We start from the raw sequence: 19,464 nt of genomic DNA, 5'->3' as shown, positions 1-19,464 counted from the left end.
CTCTACTCTCCCATCATTTCTTCTTGGTTTCATCATAGCTGAATTTTTATTCTAAAAGATAGAAATGATGCCAAAGTTCAATTTTTCAGTTATGCTGATCACACCTTTATCATTGACGATGAATATGAATTTCTGTGTAATTTGTGGACATAAAACTACGGAAAAAATCCCCCTCGGCGATCATCAATTACGTCGTGTTTGTACAGATTGTGGCAATATTCATTACATCAATCCTAAAGTTATTTGTGGGGCACTGGTTCTCTGGGAAAATAAAGTTTTGCTTTGCCGCCGTGCCATTGAACCGCGTTATGGGTTATGGACACTTCCTGCTGGCTATATGGAACTATTTGAGACCATGGAGCAAGGGGCAGCACGTGAAACCCGTGAAGAGGCTGAAGCCGAAATTGATATTGAACAACTTTACTGTATGTACAATATTCCCCGAATTGGGCAAATTTATGTGTTATTCAAAGCCAATTTAGTCAATGGTCAATTTGGTTCAGGTGAAGAAACCATTGAAAGCCACTTATTTAGCGAAGATGAAATTCCTTGGTCGGAACTGGCCTTCCCAAGCGTAGAGCGAACTTTACGCCACTATTTTGAAGACCGTAAAACCAATCAATTTGACATGCATTTAGAAACTTTAGGTTCACGCCTTGACCATACCGGTTAATCGATAGAATAAAAAATATAGAGCATAAAAAAGCCCATCATCCGATGGGCTTTTTTATCGCGATTATTTGGTTTTTACTTCATAACATGGCGCAAGATTGAATTGAATGCTACCACCGCTGTATTTAGACCATTGTTTTGCATCTGGGTCGGCGGGATCCACCGTGCTATAAGTGCTTTGGAAGCTGGCAAAACTGTTCGCCCACTTCACTATATTATCAGCAGAGTCTTTTAAAGGTACATCATCAACAGCTGGCTTACCACCCGATCTGGCCAATAAACGATTTAAGTCCAGTAATGCACCGCCAATCACAATAGATTCACTGGAATTTGGCGAGGTCTTAATACTTGAGTTCATACCAATCAATGCACCATCTAAACTTTGGAACACTTTGTCTGCCAGAATCATACGAATCGAGATTTTATTGCCATCCCTACCAGAGCTGGTAAATGCACGCCCCGTAGTTCCAATGCGATATTGCTGCACATTGTTACTGTCAATCATGTCACTCGCTAGTACATCCGTACCACTACAACCATCTGTTCCGGTCGACATATCGGTGAATGTGCCAGAAGAATCCGTGACTGGAGCAGGCGTGGCTTTCATATTGGTTCGAATATCACCATTACGGTCAATCACAATACCCAATTTGACGGTATTGACCGTGGTATCAGTAAATTTAAACACCAAATCTGCATACAAGGGAAAAATATATGCACCATTTCTGACATTATTTTCTGATTTAAACACTTTGCTGTCTAAATAGGTAATCGGATAAATTTTATAAAGATCGAGTGTACCTTTAAAGGTTTCACCATTGACCTCTTGTTGCCATAAGCCATAATTTTTCTTATCTTCTTCGTTGACTTCTTTTTTACCCGTCAGCAGTTTATAAAAACGCTCTTTACCTGCGACCATATAGTCATTAAACAATTTACCTTGCGTTATGGTCAAAGGCTGTGAATTGCTATCCGCGACATTGAATTGGAAACCAGATTGCGTGGTTAAATCAGGATTATTATTAATCACCTTCGTAATTGGATGAATCCAGGTATCTTGTGCAGATGCAGTCATTTGTACCGGTTTCACCGTACGAATCAGTTGGGCATTCACACCACCAATAGTCGTTAAACCGCTACCGGCTTTACCACGCCATTGTAAACCGCTACCAAAGCTTTTACCTTGTCGATCCGTCATTAAAATAAAGTGTCCCAATAAATGGGTTGCCGACGTATCTTCAGCCTTACATTCTTGCTTGTTACACCCCACCAAACCTTCTGAACCACTTAAGGTACTACCCAGTACTTCGGCACTCGAAAATAGTGAGAATTCAGGCTGATATACGGCTGCAGTCGTGATGCGCATCAATTGAGTAATCACAGCAAAAGCATCTTCATCTGTGACCTGAGAAATATCTACCCAAGGTTTAACTGCATCAGCAAAATCTTTATCCGATAAACCTTTAAATTGTTCTGTCGTGATTAATGAGGTAATTTGCTCTAATTTTTTACGGTCCGCATCGCTGATACTGACCGGTTGAATATCACTCGCATTGACGATTTGCTGACTTTGTAAGCCCGCTGCCTGAATCAGGCGCACCAAACGAATGGCTACCTTTACCGTTGCATCATCAATTAATAACCTTTGTGCAGCTCTGCCTTGAATCCCTGCTGCAATATCCAATAGGGTTAAACGTGGTAATTGCGCTACGCTGACAATGGCAATATTACGAAGTGGTATCGTACCTAATTCAATTTTCTTGTCTTTTTCGCCACGTAAGAAGAAGGTAATATCATCCGTATTCTTACATGCACCCGTTGCCACACCACCATTTGGATCAAACAATGTGGTAAAGCTGTTCTTGGTGTCACTACTACATGAGAAATTTAAACCGTTTAATGGATAATCGAAGGCAAATTCAATACAGCCTGCTGTACCTGCTTTACCTGCTTTACAGGCTCCATTAGCAGTACTTTCGTCATATACTTCAGGGGTCACGTTGGCACTTTCACCGCCACAACCTGTTAAAATCATAACCAATGCAGTTGCTACAAAAGGTAATTTATATTTATTTATGTTCATCCTGACTCTCTTTTTTTTCTATCCCTAACGGATTGCAACGAGTTTAACTTGCCCGTGATTGGTTAAAGCACGATTATCAACATCAATGGCTGAAGACAATGGTGTCAGCAATATATATTTGCTGTTTGCAGGCACATGCAGTACCCCTTCTATTTTTTCGTGCTGAATAAGGGTAGATGCTCCCTCTTGATTTTTATATCCACCAGCGCCTTCTAAAATACAACCTTTTGCATCTAAAAACACCACAAATGGCCAATAAAAAGTGGGATTATTCTGCCGCGAAGCATACGAGTTAAGCTGAATATTCTGTACAGAGGTATTCAGTGCCGCAACTTCAAAATCGAACGCATCATTCAGCGGTGCACGTGGCCAGAGATTAACCTCTTTATTTAAATCTAGGGTTTTTACTTTTTTCAGTTTTTTTTCAGAAAAACATTGTTGTCCCAAACCATTAATCGCTTCTGCTTGTGAAACGCGGTAATACGTCTTTGCCAAGGTAATCGGGCCATTATCTTGCATGACATTACGTTTAAACAAGGATTGCAGCGTGGATTTACCCACACCCTTTTCACGTTCAACGGTTTGCAGACGCGTTGCACCATGTTTGAGATCAATAACACCTTCAGGCATAGTATAAAAACGCTTTTTGCCTTCTAAATTAAATTCTTTATCTTCTAAATATTCATTTTTGACATATTGTTGCCCATCAATATTAACAAAAGCATTATTTTCAGTGTTTTCCTGAATAATCACCGGTTTTACTTGTAAGACCTTTTGTGAAACTGCAGTCTGCTGCTGAAGTACAGGTTGCTCTACAGGATTAATAGGTGGGCTGGTAACTGGAGAAACTTGTGTTAATTGCAGCTGAACTTTTTTTGCAACTTTATGCTTCACAGCATTTTTTGTCTGTGTTTCTATCGTTTTCACTGTGCCAAGATCAGTCTGAGCACCCGATGCAACTTTGCTCGTTTTAACTGATTTTTCAGGTGGAGCAACTGTGATCTGAGCAATAGGACTCTGCACAGAACTTGTTGCAGTTGATGTTTTTTGCTCATGAGCAGACACTACAGGTAGGCTCTGCGGTTGTACAATAACGGGTTTTGGATTCATTTTTTCCGCAGCTACTTTTGGCGGTTCCCGTTGAATGATCATTGGACGACCGTCAGGGCCAATAATAGTATGAAACTCGCCTGCATATGACCACGATACTTGCGCTAAACTTAGCGTCAGTATCGTTTTCATCATTAAATTCCCTTTCATTCTTTTCCTTTGTTTACCAACGTGTTCTATAGTTCAATCCTAGAATGGTTATTTTTGTATTGGTTTTCACATTTAGGCCCGCGTATGGGTTTAGCAGTAAGTTATTTACGCCTGTTTGGTTGGCTAGACTACTGGTATTGGCTGGAATATTATCTCTACTGCGTAAGAAACCAATGGATAAATCTAATTCCGTATCCGCATCCCAACGATAGCCCACGCCCATACCAAACAATTGTGCATTGTTGATTGGGATCATGGTATTCCGTTTCCCATCAGGAATGGCACTTGAACGTGGCTCATAACCCGCACGTAATTTTAAACGGTCGGTTGCTGAATATTCCATACCAATACCGAAGCTCCACGGCGAGGTAAAATCAAGCGGTAAAGCTAACGAGCTATCACTGACATTTGCAGAAAGTAATTTTGCAACTTTTAAAGCTGAAATTTGTCGGTCAAACTCAAACTTAAATTTGTCCCATGCCTTGTAATCCGTCCAGCCTACATCGAAATTCACCTGTAAATCTGGTAGAACTTGGTATTTAATACCAGTTTGAAAGTGCGCAGGATACTCAAAGTCCATGGACACTAAACCGGATTCACTAGATGGAATATAGTTCGGGAAGCCTAAAATCGCAGCTAGAATTTGTCCGGTTGGCGATGACATCAGACCTTTAATTAATTCTTGTGGGGCTCTGGCATTATCAATATGGTATTTCCCTTTCAAGCGCATTTTTGCTGCACTTTGATAGACCATACCAAAACTAAAATCATCCGTTGGCTCCCATAGTACCCCCAAGTTAAAACTTGGACTTAAGGATTGCTCAACTGCCAATTGCATCTGACCGAATTTACCGAATGGGTTCATGCCTTCTTCGGCATTACACATCCCGAGTAGTAAAATATCGGTAATAATATCTGAATTACCTTTAAATGGCGTACAAACGACCTCATCGATCATTCGCAACATACCAATCAATTCATTGGGGAAACGTAAATCGGTTTTAAGGCCCATGGCTTGGTAAGACATACCAATACCACCACCAATTGAAAGCTGGTCATTAACTTGATAACCCACAGATGGAGATAAATAGGTAATCCGTTCTAAGGCAACTTGCTGTCCCATGTAGTTACCAGCATTACCAGTTTCAGCCCCAAAACCAGCAACCAGTGGTGCATAAACTGCCGTCGCATAAGTCGCTTTTGAACCGGGCGGATTATAAGCAATCCCCATGGTAGGCGCGACCAATGGCATGCCTTCGCCTAAATCCACCATCTTTTTCAAAATAGGAATATAAAGACTTGGATACTCCACATCACCACGAACTTTATCTTTAAAATCGGTACAAATATCAGATGCCACCTCTGGTCCATCATTACAGACCAGTGGATCGTCCGAATAGCCAAAGACGTTATAGCCTGGTGGTACGCTAAATTCCCGTTGAATGTCAAAGTTAGCAACAATAATTTGTTGTTCGGTTTGCAGACCTTCAATCTTGGTTAAGCCTGCAGGATTAAAATGAACCGCGTTTACCCCTGGTGGATCTGCTGTGACGGCATTCCCCATACTCAAAGATCTTAAATCTACAGAAAGGTTGGTACCTAACTGTGCAAATGCAGCACTTGAACAGCCCGTTAAGACAATTGCGCTAACGAGCGGTCTGAGTCGAATTTTATACATACGACCGCCCTCTTAGCGAATTTTCTTACCAAAGCCTAAAATATCAAGTGGGAATGATAAACCCAATGAAACGTCAGGCGCATCTTCCGTCAAACCAAAGCCTACCGTACCGTTCACAATCGTCTCCGGAGATATACGCACCCCAAGAGAAATCGCGAAAGTTGAACTGGTCTGATCCGCAGGTGAATAGGATTCACCGCTGCTGTAGGTGAATTCAGAACCTGTGTTAAAGCTTTGTTGATACGACATGGTCATTGATACGTCATAGTTAAATGAGTATGCAAAACCAAAGGCAAAACCACCACTAATACCCGGTTCAAATTCATCAATGACACGACTACCACGGCGTTGGTTTAGTCCACTTTCCTTAAACCCATAATTTGCAGAGACTGAAGCGAACAATACTACTGGGTCGATATATTTACGTGTACTTGCACCGACACCGGCAGAATAATATCCTTTACCTGTGGGTAAGTCGGTCGCAGAGTTCACTTCGAACGGGCTATCACCACTTTTAGTCGATAAATTACCGAATAGAATCAGCGGTAAACGACCAGTTTGTAACGGAAATGGTTCCCAACGCGCACCCAAAGAAATATCACCTAAACCTGCGGTAGAGGTATCTTTTAATAAATCTGTTTTTGCTACTAATGGTAATGAAGCAGTAAAGGTTAAATTATCTAAAATACCGTACTGTGCAGTAAAAGTATTGGTAATGGAGTGTGTGGCATTTTCTTGAACACGCAGTTGGTACAGCTGACCCGATGCCATCTCCAGATCAAGTTGTGTATCACGATAATAGGTATAGTCAATATCATAATAAGATGAGATATCGCCTTTTTTAATTAAGGAATACTGACGTTCGTTGGATGTAAATACTTCTTGTAAGTTAGTTTCTTTACTGGCATCGCCTTCTTGCTGTTGCAGGGCTGAAGATGCTTGCGATTTTTCATCCACTGATGATGTTTCGATTACAGACTTCGTATTTACAGGCGGTGCCCCGGCTCCAACTTGTGTTTCCTGCTCATCTACAGCCTCATACTCGCCCAATCCAGGCTCTTCTGCAGCATTGGTTCCTCCTATTGAACTAGCATCTGCAGACTGTGCCGTTGTTGATTCAACTTGTTCTTGCTGATCTACAACTTCATATTCTCCCAGTGCTGGCTCTTCAGCAGCATATACCCCCCCTATTGCCATTTGAATACTGATCGCCAACAGGGTTTTGTTCATCCATTTACTGTTCATATTCCATCCCACCAGTTTTTTATTTTTTTAAGCTCAATCTTTCTTAAACGCTATTTATTTTTATAATAAAGACGCAAGAAATTATAGTTTAAGTCCCCATAAGAATCTGATTCTTCATTCATATTTTTATCAAGTCGAATCGTGGATGCTTTATCGGCAATTTTGTCCATATAAAATTGTGGATATTGCATATTTACTAAGGCATAACGATTCACGGTTGCATCTTCTACGTGACGCATATCAGAATCTTGTAAAGCAAGTAAATTTTTGCGGTTTTCTGGCGCAACATTAATTAAGAATAAGGTGTTATTTTCCCAAATTTCTTTAAAGCGTACTTCATCGAAACTAATATTTCCTAATGCCGGATCAGCCACATAGACACGGCCATTTTTATAAGCTTTAAATACCACAAAATGTTTAAAGCCGGCATAGGAAATGGGCACAATGGCAGGTTGACCCTGTTTGACCAAATCACTAAATTCCCCACGATAACCACCGCTTTCAAAGCCAATTGCACTTACAAAACGTTTCATGTCCAGCAGTGAAAAGCTACGGCGCTCAACAATTTTGTCGGTCTCACCAAACTTCATCAGACCTTCCATAACCTGTTGTTCAGTTAAATTAACCCCGACATTTGCATAACCATTGAGTAAGGTGGTTAATGCCGCAGAACCACAACTATAGTCGTAGGCTTGGTGAACAATGCCACGAAATTGATCGATGATTGCGGGTTTAATAAGGACAGGCTCTTGGTGCATACGCGTAAAAGAGTCATTACGCGAATCCAAAGTTTCTGTGTAATAAACAGCTTCCGCTGGTTTTTTCTTAATATCAAAGGCTTCTTTGGCAGCGTAGTACATCAATGCCGAGCCTAATGCGATCTCTAACATATTATCTAACTTTTCTAGTTATCGGCATGACGTGCCATTTTTCATTATTTTAGAGTAGAAACTCTACTTCCCTGTTTTAGCAAGATACCTTTTTTTTGAAAAAAAAACAGTATTTTTTTTATTTTTTGCAAAATTTTACAATATTTATGTAAAAAAAAGCGCGTGTAAACACGCGCTTTTTCAAAGCTTAGATTAACGACCAGAAACTGTAATAATTGATCCTCGAGTCGTATATCCAGCATCAGACCAAGTTTTTAGACCTTGAACTTCCATATCACCAATAGAACCTGTACGGGCTGTACCACGAATACCCAAAGCAGCAGTAGGCGCAGCACCTAAGTTAATACCTTGAACATAGATATCAGTACCTGCAGCAGCTTCGCGACTTGTAATTTTTAAGCCGGTATTAGTTACACTTATATCTGCATCAATAGTTAAATCCGCAGCATTAGCATCATTTACAGAAATTTTACCTAGAGTAATTTGACCACCACCCGCAGAATCTATAATACCAAGGTCAGAAATCGTTAAACCGCCTTGCATAGTTGAATTCAATTTAATCATTGCGCCTTGTGGTGTAGAGCCTAACTGAATATTTGCTGCCATTTGTCCTGTAGTAATTGTAAAAGGCGTTAAAATTTGTTTTACAGAGTTGGCAACAACACCACGACGTCCAGTATCAGTTGCAATACCAGAAGCACCAACACCAATTGCACCTACATTAATTTCTAAACCAGAAACTGCAGCTGCAATATTTATGTAAGCACCATCTGTACTACCAGAAGAGTCAATCCTTAAATCCATCAAGTTCTGAGTGCTGAGTAATGACTTATAATTACCTTTAATCGTAAGACCATCTATAACGATTGCACCCGCGTTACCTTGAGCCGTTCCACCAACGATAGCTTTTGAAACTGGTGCTCCTACCGTTACAGGGCTAGTGGTAGCATTCAACGGAACATAAGTGACTGCAGAACCAGCGGCTAAACCGTCATTATCGTGAATGAATAATTTTTCGATTTCGATTTTAGAAATACCAATCCCGATGTTAATACCATCTTGACCAGTTGTAGCACCCAATGAAGCATCATCCATTGCTTGCATTGCCATCGCATTTGCACTAATTGCCAATGAAGAAACTAAAGCAAGTTTAGTAAATTTTTTCATTTCGTACTCTCCCAAGAGTATTATTTTTTTGATTGTAAACCACTCGATATTCCATGTTGTTTTTTGTTTTTGGACAACAATGGAGTCTTTCCTTGAGCAGCCTGTTTGCCCTACTAAAGTTATATGTGTGTCATTTTTTGTTCAACTGCTGTTGGTCGTAATCCATATGTTACCGACAAACGGTATTTACAGTTTTTATGCATAAATATTGTTATAGAATACGTTATCTATGTATAGCCTTTTATAATTTAACATCGTATGAATAATCCGATTATTTTTAAAAAACTGTTGACTGAACAATGGCTTAACACAGCTCAAATATTGTCTGCTTTGTCGCACCTTACTCATTTGGTTTACTTGAAAAATGTAAATCAACCTGTGATCGCTTTTTTTGCATCTGAATATCTGCTTAAACAAGGTGACGTCACTGAAAATTTCACACGAGTTTCGCTAGATCAATATCAAAAAAAATCTCAATCTATTCATTTCAATCATTTTTTCAAAAAAAATTCTCAAAACTATCATTCTGATTTTAACGGTGGATTAATTGGCTTTGTCAGTTATGACCATGCAGCACAACAACAAGTTTCGATTAAACGAAAAAATCAACCTGCTTTATTTTTGGGCATTTATCGCAATTATCTCAAGCTCACCCCACAGGGTTGGACTTTTTTTAGTGATGAAGATGAGGCTGAAAGTATTTTTCAAGTTATTCAGGATGCAATACAACAGAAAAAAGCTCCATCTTTTTCACTCACTCAATCTTGTCGCGCGCGCTGGAATAAAAATGAATATGGAACTGCCTTTAAGAAAGTTCAAGACTATATTAAAGCCGGTGATTGCTATCAAATTAATCTGACTCAAGAATTTACAGCAAAAGCTGAAGGATCTTTATTAGCGATGGCTGAAGAATTTTGGAAACTCACCGATGCCCCTTATTCAGGTTATTTAAAGATTCATGACTTTGAACTCTTGAGCTGTTCACCTGAATTGTTTATTAATTTTGAAGCCAATCGAAAAATTTTCACTCGACCAATCAAAGGTACAATGCCCCGCCATACTGACCCAAAACAAGATGAACAATCGAAACAAAACCTGATTCATTCTAAAAAAGATCAGGCTGAAAATGTAATGATTGTGGATTTACTGCGCAATGATTTAAGTGTTTATGCAGAAAGAGGGTCGGTGAAAACACCCCGACTTTTTGATATTGAATCTTTTAATCAGGTTCATCACATGGTGAGCGAAGTCACTGCAACCTTAAAGCAGGATATCAATCCTTTTGATGTCTTAATGTCTGCACTCCCCGGAGGTTCGATTACGGGTGCGCCAAAAATTCGTGCTATGCAAATTATTGATGAACTTGAAGGTGCGCCACGCGGGGCTTATTGCGGATCAATGGGCTATTTTAATTTTGACGGTACAGGTTGTTGGAATATCTTGATTCGTTCCATCCAAAAATACCAAGATGACGTATCTCTATGGGCAGGTGGTGGAATCACCATTGCCTCAGATTGTGATGCAGAATATCAGGAATGTTTTGATAAGGTTTCTGCCATGCTTGATTTGCTCAATACATGGCAGCAAAAATCTTAACTGAACTTTTTTTAAAAGAACTTAAGCCAAGATGTCATTTTTTAAAGTATCAACCAAACGTTGATTCTGTTCATCTGTACCAATGGTAATACGTAGATACTGATTGATACGTGGTTTATTGAAATAACGCACAATAATGCCACGTTCACGTAATTCAGCTGCTAATTCAGCTGCATCTTTACTGGGTAGTGATGCGAAAATAAAGTTGGCTTTTGAAGGTAAAATCTTAAAACCAATCGCTTCTAAATCAGTAACCAGCTTTTCACGGCTATTAATCACTTTTTGGCAGTGTGCTTCAAAATAAGCTTGGTCTTCAAATGAAGCCACAGCAGCAACAATCGCAAAACGATCTATTGGATAGGAGTTAAAGCTATTTTTTACCGCTTCGAGTGCAGCAATAAGATGTGCTTGAGCAATCGCAAAGCCAACCCGCAAACCAGCAAGTGAACGTGATTTAGAGGTAGTTTGGCACACGACTAAATTTTCGTATTTTTCAACTAAGCTGACCGCAGATTCCGCACCAAAATCAACATAAGCTTCATCAATCACCACCACTGAATCAGGATTTGATTGCAGCACTTCTTCAATTGCAGATAATCCTAATGCAATACTGGTTGGCGCATTCGGGTTGGTGATAATGATGCCGCCATTCGCTTGTTTATAATCATCTACCACAATTTCAAAGTCATCATTGAGTGGCAAAACTTTGGTCTTGACTGCAAAAAATTGACTATAAACAGGATAGAAACTGTAAGTAATATCAGGATAGAGTAATGGCTGCTCTTGCACAAAAAATGCTTTAAAAATATGTGCTAGCACTTCATCTGAACCATTTCCGACAAAGACATTGCTTGCATCAACATTTTGTTGAGCGGCTATGGCTTGCTTTAATGCAGAAGCATCTGGATCTGGATACAGACGTAATACATCGGCTGAATTGGCTAATACCGCTTGCACCGCATCGACCACTTTTGGAGAGGGTGGATACGGGTTTTCGTTGGTATTTAATTTCAATAAATTTTGAATTTTTGGTTGTTCGCCGGGTACGTAGGGTTCTAATTTACGTACTTCAGGACTCCAAAAACGCATTTGTTGTGGCGTGATGGTAGACATTTTTTATCTCTTTAATGCACTCAACTTACTTGATGTAAGTCCTCTCCTCTTGGGAGAGGGTTTGGGAGAGTTCAAACTTAATCCCAAACCGAAATGAATATTAAATTCTTTGTCCTCTCCTCACCTCTCTTGCACTTTGCTTTAAAGCAATCCTTAAAGCTCATTCAGAGAGGAACATTCATTACTGAATGGAGAGTTGTTCACTTTATATTATTGATAACGATATCTTGCTGATCTTGCATGAGCATCCAAGTTTTCTTGTTGCGCCAATACATCCGCGGCTTTCGCTAAAGTTTTCACACCTTCTTGCGAACACATGATCAAGCTTGAGCGCTTCTGGAAATCATACACACCCAATGGTGATGAGAAACGTGCTGTACCCGAGGTCGGCAAAACATGATTTGGTCCTGCACAGTAGTCGCCAATGGCTTCAGGAGTATAACGCCCCATGAAAATTGCACCAGCATGACGAATTTCTTCCGCCATTTCCTGTGCTTCATCCAGGCAAAGCTCTAAATGTTCAGGCGCAACTTGATTGATCAAATCAATCGCCTCGGCACGATCTTTTACCAAAACCAAGGCCCCACGATTGGCAATAGATGTACGTGCAATTTCAGCTTTAGGCAATTCAGCCAGATGATCTTCAATGGCTTGCTCAACATCATTTAAAAGCTGTTCATCGGGTGTAATGAATAGTGCTTGAGCAACGGTATCATGTTCAGCTTGAGACAAGAGGTCCATCGCCAACCATTTCGCGTTATTTTCACCTTCGGCATAAACCAGAATCTCAGAAGGTCCGGCAATCATGTCGATACCGACTTGGCCAAACACAGCACGTTTGGCAGCTGCAACAAAGCGGTTACCTGGACCGGTAATTTTATCTACGCCCGGAACAGTTTCTGTACCATATGCCAAAGCTGCTACCGCTTGTGCCCCACCGATGGTAAATACCCGAGTCACACCTGCCAAATAAGCTGCAGCCAATACCAGTGGATTCAACTCGCCATTAGGAGCTGGAACCACCATGATAATTTCAGCGACACCCGCAACATGGGCAGGTACAGCATTCATCAGCACTGAAGAGGGATAAGAGGCTAAGCCACCCGGCACATAAATCCCGACGCGATCAAGCGGTGTGATTTTTTGACCGAGTGTATTGCCCAAGGCATCTACATACGTCCAACCTTCTTGCTTTTGTGCTTGGTGGAATTCACGAATCCGATTTGCAGCCAATTCTAAAGCTTCACGAACGTCGTTATCCAAACCATCAAAAGCCGATTTGAGTTGTTCCTGGGTAAGTTCAAGTTCAGAAAACTGATGCGCTGGATGTCGATCGAACTGTTGTGTGAGCTTAAGCACATGAGCATCACCATGCTGACGAACATCAGCAATGATTTGGTCTACAGTTTTTAAAAGTTCAGGATCATTCACAGTCTCAAAAGCCAACAAGTCTGCAAAAACTTGCTTAAAACTTTGATCTTGGGTCGATAAACGTCGCATCAATTTACCCATCAGGTTTGAATTCGAAGGTTTTAGTTTACCTGTTTTCATGCGCTTTGTCGGTAGCTATAATACTGTATCAGTATTAGTTTTATTGAAATTAACTTTCGCTAAGATTGATGAAAACACTGAATGTTTACTGTTTTTTCTCGAGCATAAAAAAACCGCCATAAAATGACGGTTTTTCAAATTTGCATACAGAGATGCTTATTTTTTGCTTTCGCGTTCTTCCACTGCTTTTTCAAGCTGTGCCAGAATCGGATTCAATAAAGTTTGCTTACGTTTAAAGCTGGCTTTATTCACAATCAAACGTGAAGAGACTTTGCAAATTTCTTCAAGCGGTTCAAGACCATTGGCACGCAGTGTATTACCGGTATCAACCACATCGACGATGTAATGACCAAGACCCACAAGTGGTGCAAGTTCCATTGAACCGTAAAGTTTAATCACATCCACTTGCTCACCAAGGCTTGCATAGTATTGACGGGTTAAATTCACGTATTTAGTGGCAATTTTTAAACGGCCTTTCGGACGCTCCATCCCCACTTTACCGGCTGTCATAAGTTTGCATACAGCAATTTTCAAGTCCAATGGTTCATAGACGTTTTGCGCGCCATGTTCCATCAATACATCTTTACCTGCGACACCAATATCTGCTGCACCATTTTCAACATAAGTGGGTACATCAGATGCACGTAAAATTAAAATACGCACTTGTTTATGTGTCGTTGGAAAAATTAACTTACGTGATTTATCTGGATCTTCCAGCAGGTTAATTCCTGCTGTTTCAAGCAATGGTAAAGTTTCTTTTAAGATACGTCCTTTGCTTAATGCTAAAGTTAAACCATGATCAAAATTGCCCATTACGTCAAAGTTTGGATCATCGTTTCTCATATCACTCATTAACTTACTCGCTTAATTTGGGCACCTAAACCCTGTAACTTGGCTTCAATATCTTCATAACCGCGGTCAATATGATAAATACGGTCAATCAATGTTTCCCCATCTGCTGCTAAAGCTGCAAGAACCAAAGAGAATGAAGCACGTAAATCGGTTGCCATGACGGGTGCTGCAGAAAGTTTTTCTACACCGGTCACAACAGCATCGTTACCTTCAACCTGAATATTTGCGCCCATACGAGAAAGCTCAGGCACATGCATAAACCGGTTTTCAAAAATCGTTTCAGAAATGGTTGCAAAACCCTGACCAATGGCATTTACCGCCATAATCTGCGCTTGCATATCTGTTGGAAAGTCTGGATGTGGCAAGGTCTGGAAGCTGACTGCTTTAGGACGTTTACCCATCATGTCGAGTTCAATCCAGTCATCACCACGGGTCACTTCCGCACCCATTTCTTCAAACTTGTCTAAGACAGATTCGAGTAATGATGGATCGGTATGTGTGGTTTTGATTTTGCCGCCAGTGATGGCAGCAGCAGCCAAGTATGAACCGGTTTCAATACGGTCAGCAACTACGGCATATTCACAACCATGCAAGCTTTCAACACCAGTTACAACCAAGGTATCCGTATCCAGACCTTCAATTTTTGCACCCATTTTAATGAGCATTTGCGCAAGGTCAGTAATTTCCGGTTCACGCGCCGCATTACGGATAGTGGTCACTCCATCAGCCACAACTGCAGCCATGAGAATATTTTCAGTACCCCCTACCGTCACCATGTCAAAGATAACTTCGCCACCTTTTAGACGACCATTCACTTTGGCATGCACATAACCATTTTCCACTTCAATTTCAGCACCCAAAGCTTCTAATGCTTTTAAATGCTGATCGACAGGACGTGAACCAATGGCACACCCTCCTGGAAGCGATACTTGTGCACTACCATAGCGCGCAAGTAATGGACCAAGCACCAAAATTGAAGCACGCATGGTTTTTACCAGTTCATAAGGTGCAAACTGATTGTTCAATGTAGAGGTATCCGCCTTAACCGTGTCGCCTTCATAAGACATTTGAATACCCAGACCAGCAATCAATTGCACCAGTGTATTCACGTCTTTTAAGTTCGGCACATTGGTTAATGTGATCGGGGTATCAGCAAGAATCATCGCTGCAAGTAAAGGCAATGCTGCATTTTTCGCACCAGAAATACGCACTTCACCTTCAAGCTTCACACCGCCCTGAATTAAAAATTTATCCATTTAGTTCTAAGCTCCGAATAAGCTTGCTTTACGCCATTCTTCTTTGGTCATTGCACGAATAGTTACCGCGTGTACTTCACCGCTGGCAATATATGAATTTAACGGAGCATAAACCGTTTGTTGACGTGCGACTGGCCGCTTGCCTTCGAATTGTTCATCGACTATTCGAAGATCAAACTTACCGCCTTGCCCACTAACTGCAACTTCAGCCTCTGGAAAAGCAGCTTTTAAAATTTCAGTGAGCTGTTCACTATTCATCACAAAGACCTCTTATAGGACCAACGGTGTAAAAACCTGCCATTTTACTATAAATATGAAAAATAAATCATTAATGCATAACATTTTATATATATAAAAAAGAGGTCTTTAATAAACCTCTTTTCGTTCAAAAATCAACCTATGCAAGCACAGGTTGATAGTCTATCTGCATTTTTCGGTGTTTATGCAATTGTCTTTTTAGCTTTTCTGTTAGTTTTTTAATCGAAGTATACATATCATCAGCACTGGCTTGAGCAAACATCTCTATTCCCGGTAAACGAATAATAGCTTCAGCAATATGATTATCACTGCCTTTTTTAGAAATTTTATCTATTTGATGATCTTTTGAAAGTTTGACCTGCATACTATTGACTTGATCTAAATGTTTTGTCATCTGGGTAAATCTAAGGCGAATATTTTCTTCAATTGCCGGGGTAATGGTTAAATGGTGACCACGAATTGTTATTTGCATAGCTCTATCCCTCACCTTCTTTTAGAATTAGAAAAGAATAGTCAAGCCGACCTAATGACAGCAAAAAATACAATCCTGCACATTTAACATTAAATCAATTCAACTATTCCTTAAATAAAAAGAGATTCATTATGTTGTCATAATGAATCTCTAGAATAGCCACAGTTTAAAATTTAGATCAAGACTTTTCGTTCCGAAGATGATGGAATATGTAACGACTCCCGATATTTAGCCACCGTCCGACGCGCGACATCAATCCCGGCTTCTTTCAATAAATTCGCAATAATATTGTCTGATAAGGGTTTGCGCGGATTTTCTTCAGCAACCAACTTTTTAATTTTGGCACGAATCGCAATAGAAGATGCTTCACCCCCTGAAGTTGTTGCTACATGACTTGAAAAAAAATATTTCAACTCAAATAGACCTCGGGGTGTCAGCATAAATTTATTGGTGGTTACGCGCGACACTGTAGACTCATGTAACTCGACTTCTTCAGCAATATCACGCAGCACCAAAGGTCTCATACCTTCCGCACCAATTTCTAAAAACATTTTTTGATGTTCAACAATACAAGTGGCAACTTTTAATAAAGTCTTATGCCGTTCATCTACACTTTTAATAAAGTTTTTAGCCTCTAGCATTTGGTTACGCAAATATTGATTATCACTGCTCTGATCGGCACGTTTAATCATATTGGCATAAAATGAATTAACGCGTAATTTCGGCATGATATCGGGATTTAACTGCACCTGCCAATGGTCACTTTTTCTCATCACCACTACATCGGGAATTTGATAGTCCGAATCTTTTTCCTCAAACTCCATACCCGGGTAGGCTTTTAAGGTTTTTAACAGATCAACCGCACATTTCAGTTGCTCTGGATTTAAACCTGTTTGTTTAACCAGTTTCGGCAATTCATTGGAAATCAATAACTCATAATGATTCAATAAGGTTATTGCTTCACGACGATAGGCTGTTTGCACAGGTAAACTTTCTAATTGTACCAATAAACATTCAGCCAAATTACGCGACCCCACACCAGGAGGATCAAGATGCTGAATATGTTTTAAAACCGCAACTACTTCATCATCTTCAACTTCATCATCGTAATCCATAGATTCTAGTAAATGCTGAACCGATGCGGTTATTTCGGTTATTTCGGCATCCAAAAAACCTTTTTCATCTAAAGAATCAACAATACAATGTGCAATCAGTTGATCGACCTGTGAAAAATGCAATAAATTAATCTGCTGAAGCATATGCTCTTTTAAACCTAAATGACCTTGACGATTATCTTCCCGCTCTTCATATTCAGGAGAACCCACACTGGTTGGTTGATGGGTATAAACATCATCCCAATCGGTATCGACAGGCAAGTCATTAGGGAGAGTATTGGCATTTAATTCAGTAGTTAAATCTTTATGATCATGTTCTTGCTCTTCTAAAGAAGAGAGACTTTCAATATTTGACTGTTCTTCTATTTGTTCTAATAGAGGATTACTATCGAGTTGAATTTGAATTTCCTGCTCAAGTTCTAAACTGGATAATTGAAGCAAACGAATGGCCTGCTGCAACTGCGGTGTCAACGACAAGGAGTTCGCAACTCTTAATCCAACCGATAACTTCATAATACCCCTACTCTTTTTCTGAATATTTATTGTAAGCAATTTCTATGCCGCTTTATATTTTTATAGCACAAAATTATTAAAAAAAATACATTTTTTCCAGTATAAAGAAATGAGTCATTCTAAAATTAGGATATGTTTTTTATTGGATCTATAAATAATCATCAATAATATTTTTAGAAGATGCATACCTTCCAACCGAAGGATAAGTCTGTTTTATTTTAAAATTTAAAACGCTCAATAAATCACATTATTCCATCCGTAAGGCTTTGTTGCACAAACCTACCATTAGATGCTTATTCAGCAATATAATTTCGGAATGATGAAACCTGCACCTAAAATCTAGCGTACAACCAATTGGTCCTTTTATAACCGAGTTTTACTCTATTTCGACTTTCTTTACGGATAGTTACTGGCTTTGTTCAAAGTCTCCTTAAACGATCTGGTTTGAACTGGACAGCTCCGAATATCAGTGATATTCGTACTCCCCCTTTGCAGCAGACAAAAGCATATTGATATTGCGATTAGCTATCAGAAAAGTAGTAAGGGTCTTCCTTGCGAAGTACACTGCTCATCGTAGACTCAAATGGCTTAAAGTTTTTAGGTGAGGGTGAATGGAAATGTAAGAAACATCAGCCTGAATACCGTCGACAATGGCTTAAACTGCATATCGGTACAGATACTAAAACCTTGCAAATACGTGCATCAGCTCACGATGAACAATGTCACTGACTCGCAAGTGCTTGGAGATTTACTGGATCAAATCCCTCCTGATGAGCGGATTGATTCTGTCTTGACAGATGGGGCTTATGATAAGAAATATTGCAGACAAGTTATTTCAGATCGACAAGCACATGCAGTGATTCCCTCTAGAAAGAATGCCACGCCTTGGAAAGATAAAAAGCTGAGATCTTTAGAAAGAAACGAATTACTGAAAACAGTCAAATGTCTAGCAAGGAAGATTTGGAAAAAATGGTCTGGGTATCACCGTCGCAGCTTGGTAGAAACCAAAATGCATTGCATCAAATTATTAGGCGATAAACTCAGTGCTAGAAACTTCGACAGCCAAGTCAATAAGATTCGTGCTCGTATAGCAGTACTCAATAGATTTACGGCATTAGGCCGACCGCATACCCAAGTTGTCACTGAAATTTGAGTAGCTTAGGAGAAAGCTAGTTTTTAAATCTTTGTGCAACAAAGTCTACCAAAACTAATAAAAAGAGAATTTCCACTCAGTAATCAATTTAACAGCTTCATCATTACATTCTGGGGTATATCGTTGTGTACTCATAATGTGCTCTCCCCTGTAAAAAGAATAGATGAAAGTTATCTAGGAGAGTGGTGGTAATGCAAAAAAATGGGAATATGCTTCTAGAGTTTTAGTGGCTATTTTCAGTTAATAAAGATAATTTCTCATTATCCAACTTATAAAATTGTTTCGTATCATTATTTAAAGTATTATTTTGAGCAAGGTTATAGTGAACATCAAATTTAACTTAATAACTTAACTTTTTAATAACGAATTAAGAGTTATTGATGAGATATAACTCTCCCAAATCACTTTCTAGCCATTCATTTTAATATCAAAAGCTAAATCTCTACCAAAGGCTCTCTCTGCAGGGATGTTTTTAGCATATAAAACTTACGACCTAAAAAAACCCCCTCAATTTCTTGAGGGGGTTTCAGGAATAATGAGCTGGCGATGACTTACTCTCACATGGGTAACCCCACACTACCATCAGCGCA

The 19,464-nt window shown here is 39.7% G+C and carries 15 protein-coding genes and 1 pseudogene; 3 read left to right on the top strand and 13 right to left on the bottom strand.

What is annotated here, in order from left to right; genetic code table 11:
• Window positions 1-124: 124 nt before the first annotated feature.
• Window positions 125-673 (top strand): NUDIX hydrolase, encoded by a 549-nt coding sequence (locus AY606_RS14275; protein WP_171255427.1) that lies wholly within the window; start codon window positions 125-127, stop codon window positions 671-673.
• 63 nt (window positions 674-736) lie between these two features.
• On the opposite strand, the gene filF is transcribed toward AY606_RS14275, so the two are convergent.
• The 6 genes from filF to filA all read right to left on the bottom strand — a co-directional run bounded on the left by filF (window position 737) and on the right by filA (window position 8,995).
• Window positions 737-2,755: a putative pilus system protein FilF gene (gene filF, locus AY606_RS14270; RefSeq protein ID WP_067870109.1), complete on the bottom strand. Its 2,019-nt coding sequence runs from the start codon at window positions 2,753-2,755 to the stop codon at window positions 737-739.
• A gap of 24 nt (window positions 2,756-2,779) precedes the next feature.
• Window positions 2,780-3,997, bottom strand: coding sequence for a putative pilus assembly protein FilE (gene filE, locus AY606_RS14265; protein ID WP_249409263.1), 1,218 nt, complete (start codon window positions 3,995-3,997; stop codon window positions 2,780-2,782).
• A 31-nt stretch (window positions 3,998-4,028) separates the two neighbouring features.
• Complete coding sequence (gene filD / locus AY606_RS14260) at window positions 4,029-5,693, bottom strand: putative pilus system OmpP1/FadL family transporter FilD (RefSeq protein ID WP_067870105.1); 1,665 nt, start codon at window positions 5,691-5,693, stop codon at window positions 4,029-4,031.
• 12 nt (window positions 5,694-5,705) lie between these two features.
• Window positions 5,706-6,938, bottom strand: a complete 1,233-nt coding sequence (filC, locus tag AY606_RS14255) for a putative pilus system protein FilC (protein ID WP_067870103.1) — start codon at window positions 6,936-6,938, stop codon at window positions 5,706-5,708.
• A gap of 50 nt (window positions 6,939-6,988) precedes the next feature.
• Window positions 6,989-7,828: a putative pilus system C39 family peptidase FilB gene (gene filB / locus AY606_RS14250; protein ID WP_067870101.1), complete on the bottom strand. Its 840-nt coding sequence runs from the start codon at window positions 7,826-7,828 to the stop codon at window positions 6,989-6,991.
• A gap of 192 nt (window positions 7,829-8,020) precedes the next feature.
• Entirely contained in the window at window positions 8,021-8,995 is a 975-nt protein-coding gene (gene filA, locus AY606_RS14245; protein WP_067870099.1) for a putative pilus system protein FilA, read from the bottom strand.
• A gap of 258 nt (window positions 8,996-9,253) precedes the next feature.
• On the opposite strand from filA, the gene pabB reads away from it, so the two are divergent.
• A complete protein-coding gene (gene pabB, locus AY606_RS14240) occupies window positions 9,254-10,591 on the top strand; it encodes an aminodeoxychorismate synthase component I (RefSeq protein ID WP_067870097.1) in 1,338 nt (445 codons plus the stop codon).
• Between the two features lie 21 nt (window positions 10,592-10,612).
• Here the strand turns inward: pabB and hisC are convergent, their stop codons facing one another.
• The 7 genes from hisC to AY606_RS14205 all read right to left on the bottom strand — a co-directional run bounded on the left by hisC (window position 10,613) and on the right by AY606_RS14205 (window position 17,721).
• Window positions 10,613-11,704: a histidinol-phosphate transaminase gene (gene hisC / locus AY606_RS14235; protein ID WP_067870096.1), complete on the bottom strand. Its 1,092-nt coding sequence runs from the start codon at window positions 11,702-11,704 to the stop codon at window positions 10,613-10,615.
• 210 nt (window positions 11,705-11,914) lie between these two features.
• Window positions 11,915-13,216, bottom strand: coding sequence for a histidinol dehydrogenase (hisD, locus tag AY606_RS14230; RefSeq protein WP_171255426.1), 1,302 nt, complete (start codon window positions 13,214-13,216; stop codon window positions 11,915-11,917).
• A gap of 195 nt (window positions 13,217-13,411) precedes the next feature.
• Window positions 13,412-14,107 carry an ATP phosphoribosyltransferase gene (gene hisG, locus AY606_RS14225; RefSeq protein ID WP_067870094.1) on the bottom strand — a complete coding sequence of 232 codons (696 nt, stop codon included), beginning with the start codon at window positions 14,105-14,107 and terminating at the stop codon, window positions 13,412-13,414.
• Window positions 14,107-15,363: a UDP-N-acetylglucosamine 1-carboxyvinyltransferase gene (gene murA / locus AY606_RS14220; RefSeq protein WP_067870092.1), complete on the bottom strand. Its 1,257-nt coding sequence runs from the start codon at window positions 15,361-15,363 to the stop codon at window positions 14,107-14,109. The genes hisG and murA overlap by 1 nt, the downstream gene beginning before the upstream one ends.
• Before the next feature lie 6 nt (window positions 15,364-15,369).
• A complete protein-coding gene (gene ibaG, locus AY606_RS14215) occupies window positions 15,370-15,621 on the bottom strand; it encodes a BolA family iron metabolism protein IbaG (RefSeq protein ID WP_004650949.1) in 252 nt (83 codons plus the stop codon).
• 139 nt (window positions 15,622-15,760) lie between these two features.
• Window positions 15,761-16,093, bottom strand: a complete 333-nt coding sequence (hpf, locus tag AY606_RS14210; protein WP_067870089.1) for a ribosome hibernation-promoting factor, HPF/YfiA family — start codon at window positions 16,091-16,093, stop codon at window positions 15,761-15,763.
• A 173-nt stretch (window positions 16,094-16,266) separates the two neighbouring features.
• The gene (locus tag AY606_RS14205) at window positions 16,267-17,721 is read right to left on the bottom strand and encodes an RNA polymerase factor sigma-54 (RefSeq protein ID WP_067870087.1); all 1,455 of its coding nucleotides are present in this window, start codon (window positions 17,719-17,721) and stop codon (window positions 16,267-16,269) included.
• 378 nt (window positions 17,722-18,099) lie between these two features.
• Between AY606_RS14205 and AY606_RS14200 the strand changes: the two are divergent.
• Window positions 18,100-18,874: pseudogene (locus AY606_RS14200) on the top strand (IS5 family transposase); the annotation flags it as partial.
• Window positions 18,875-19,464: the final 590 nt, after the last annotated feature.

It is taken from the genome of Acinetobacter sp. SFB, from assembly GCF_001647545.1.
Lineage (GTDB): Bacteria > Pseudomonadota > Gammaproteobacteria > Pseudomonadales > Moraxellaceae > Acinetobacter.
The sequence above is the reverse complement of the archived record's forward strand: the minus strand, read 5'-3'. Positions and strand labels throughout refer to the sequence as shown.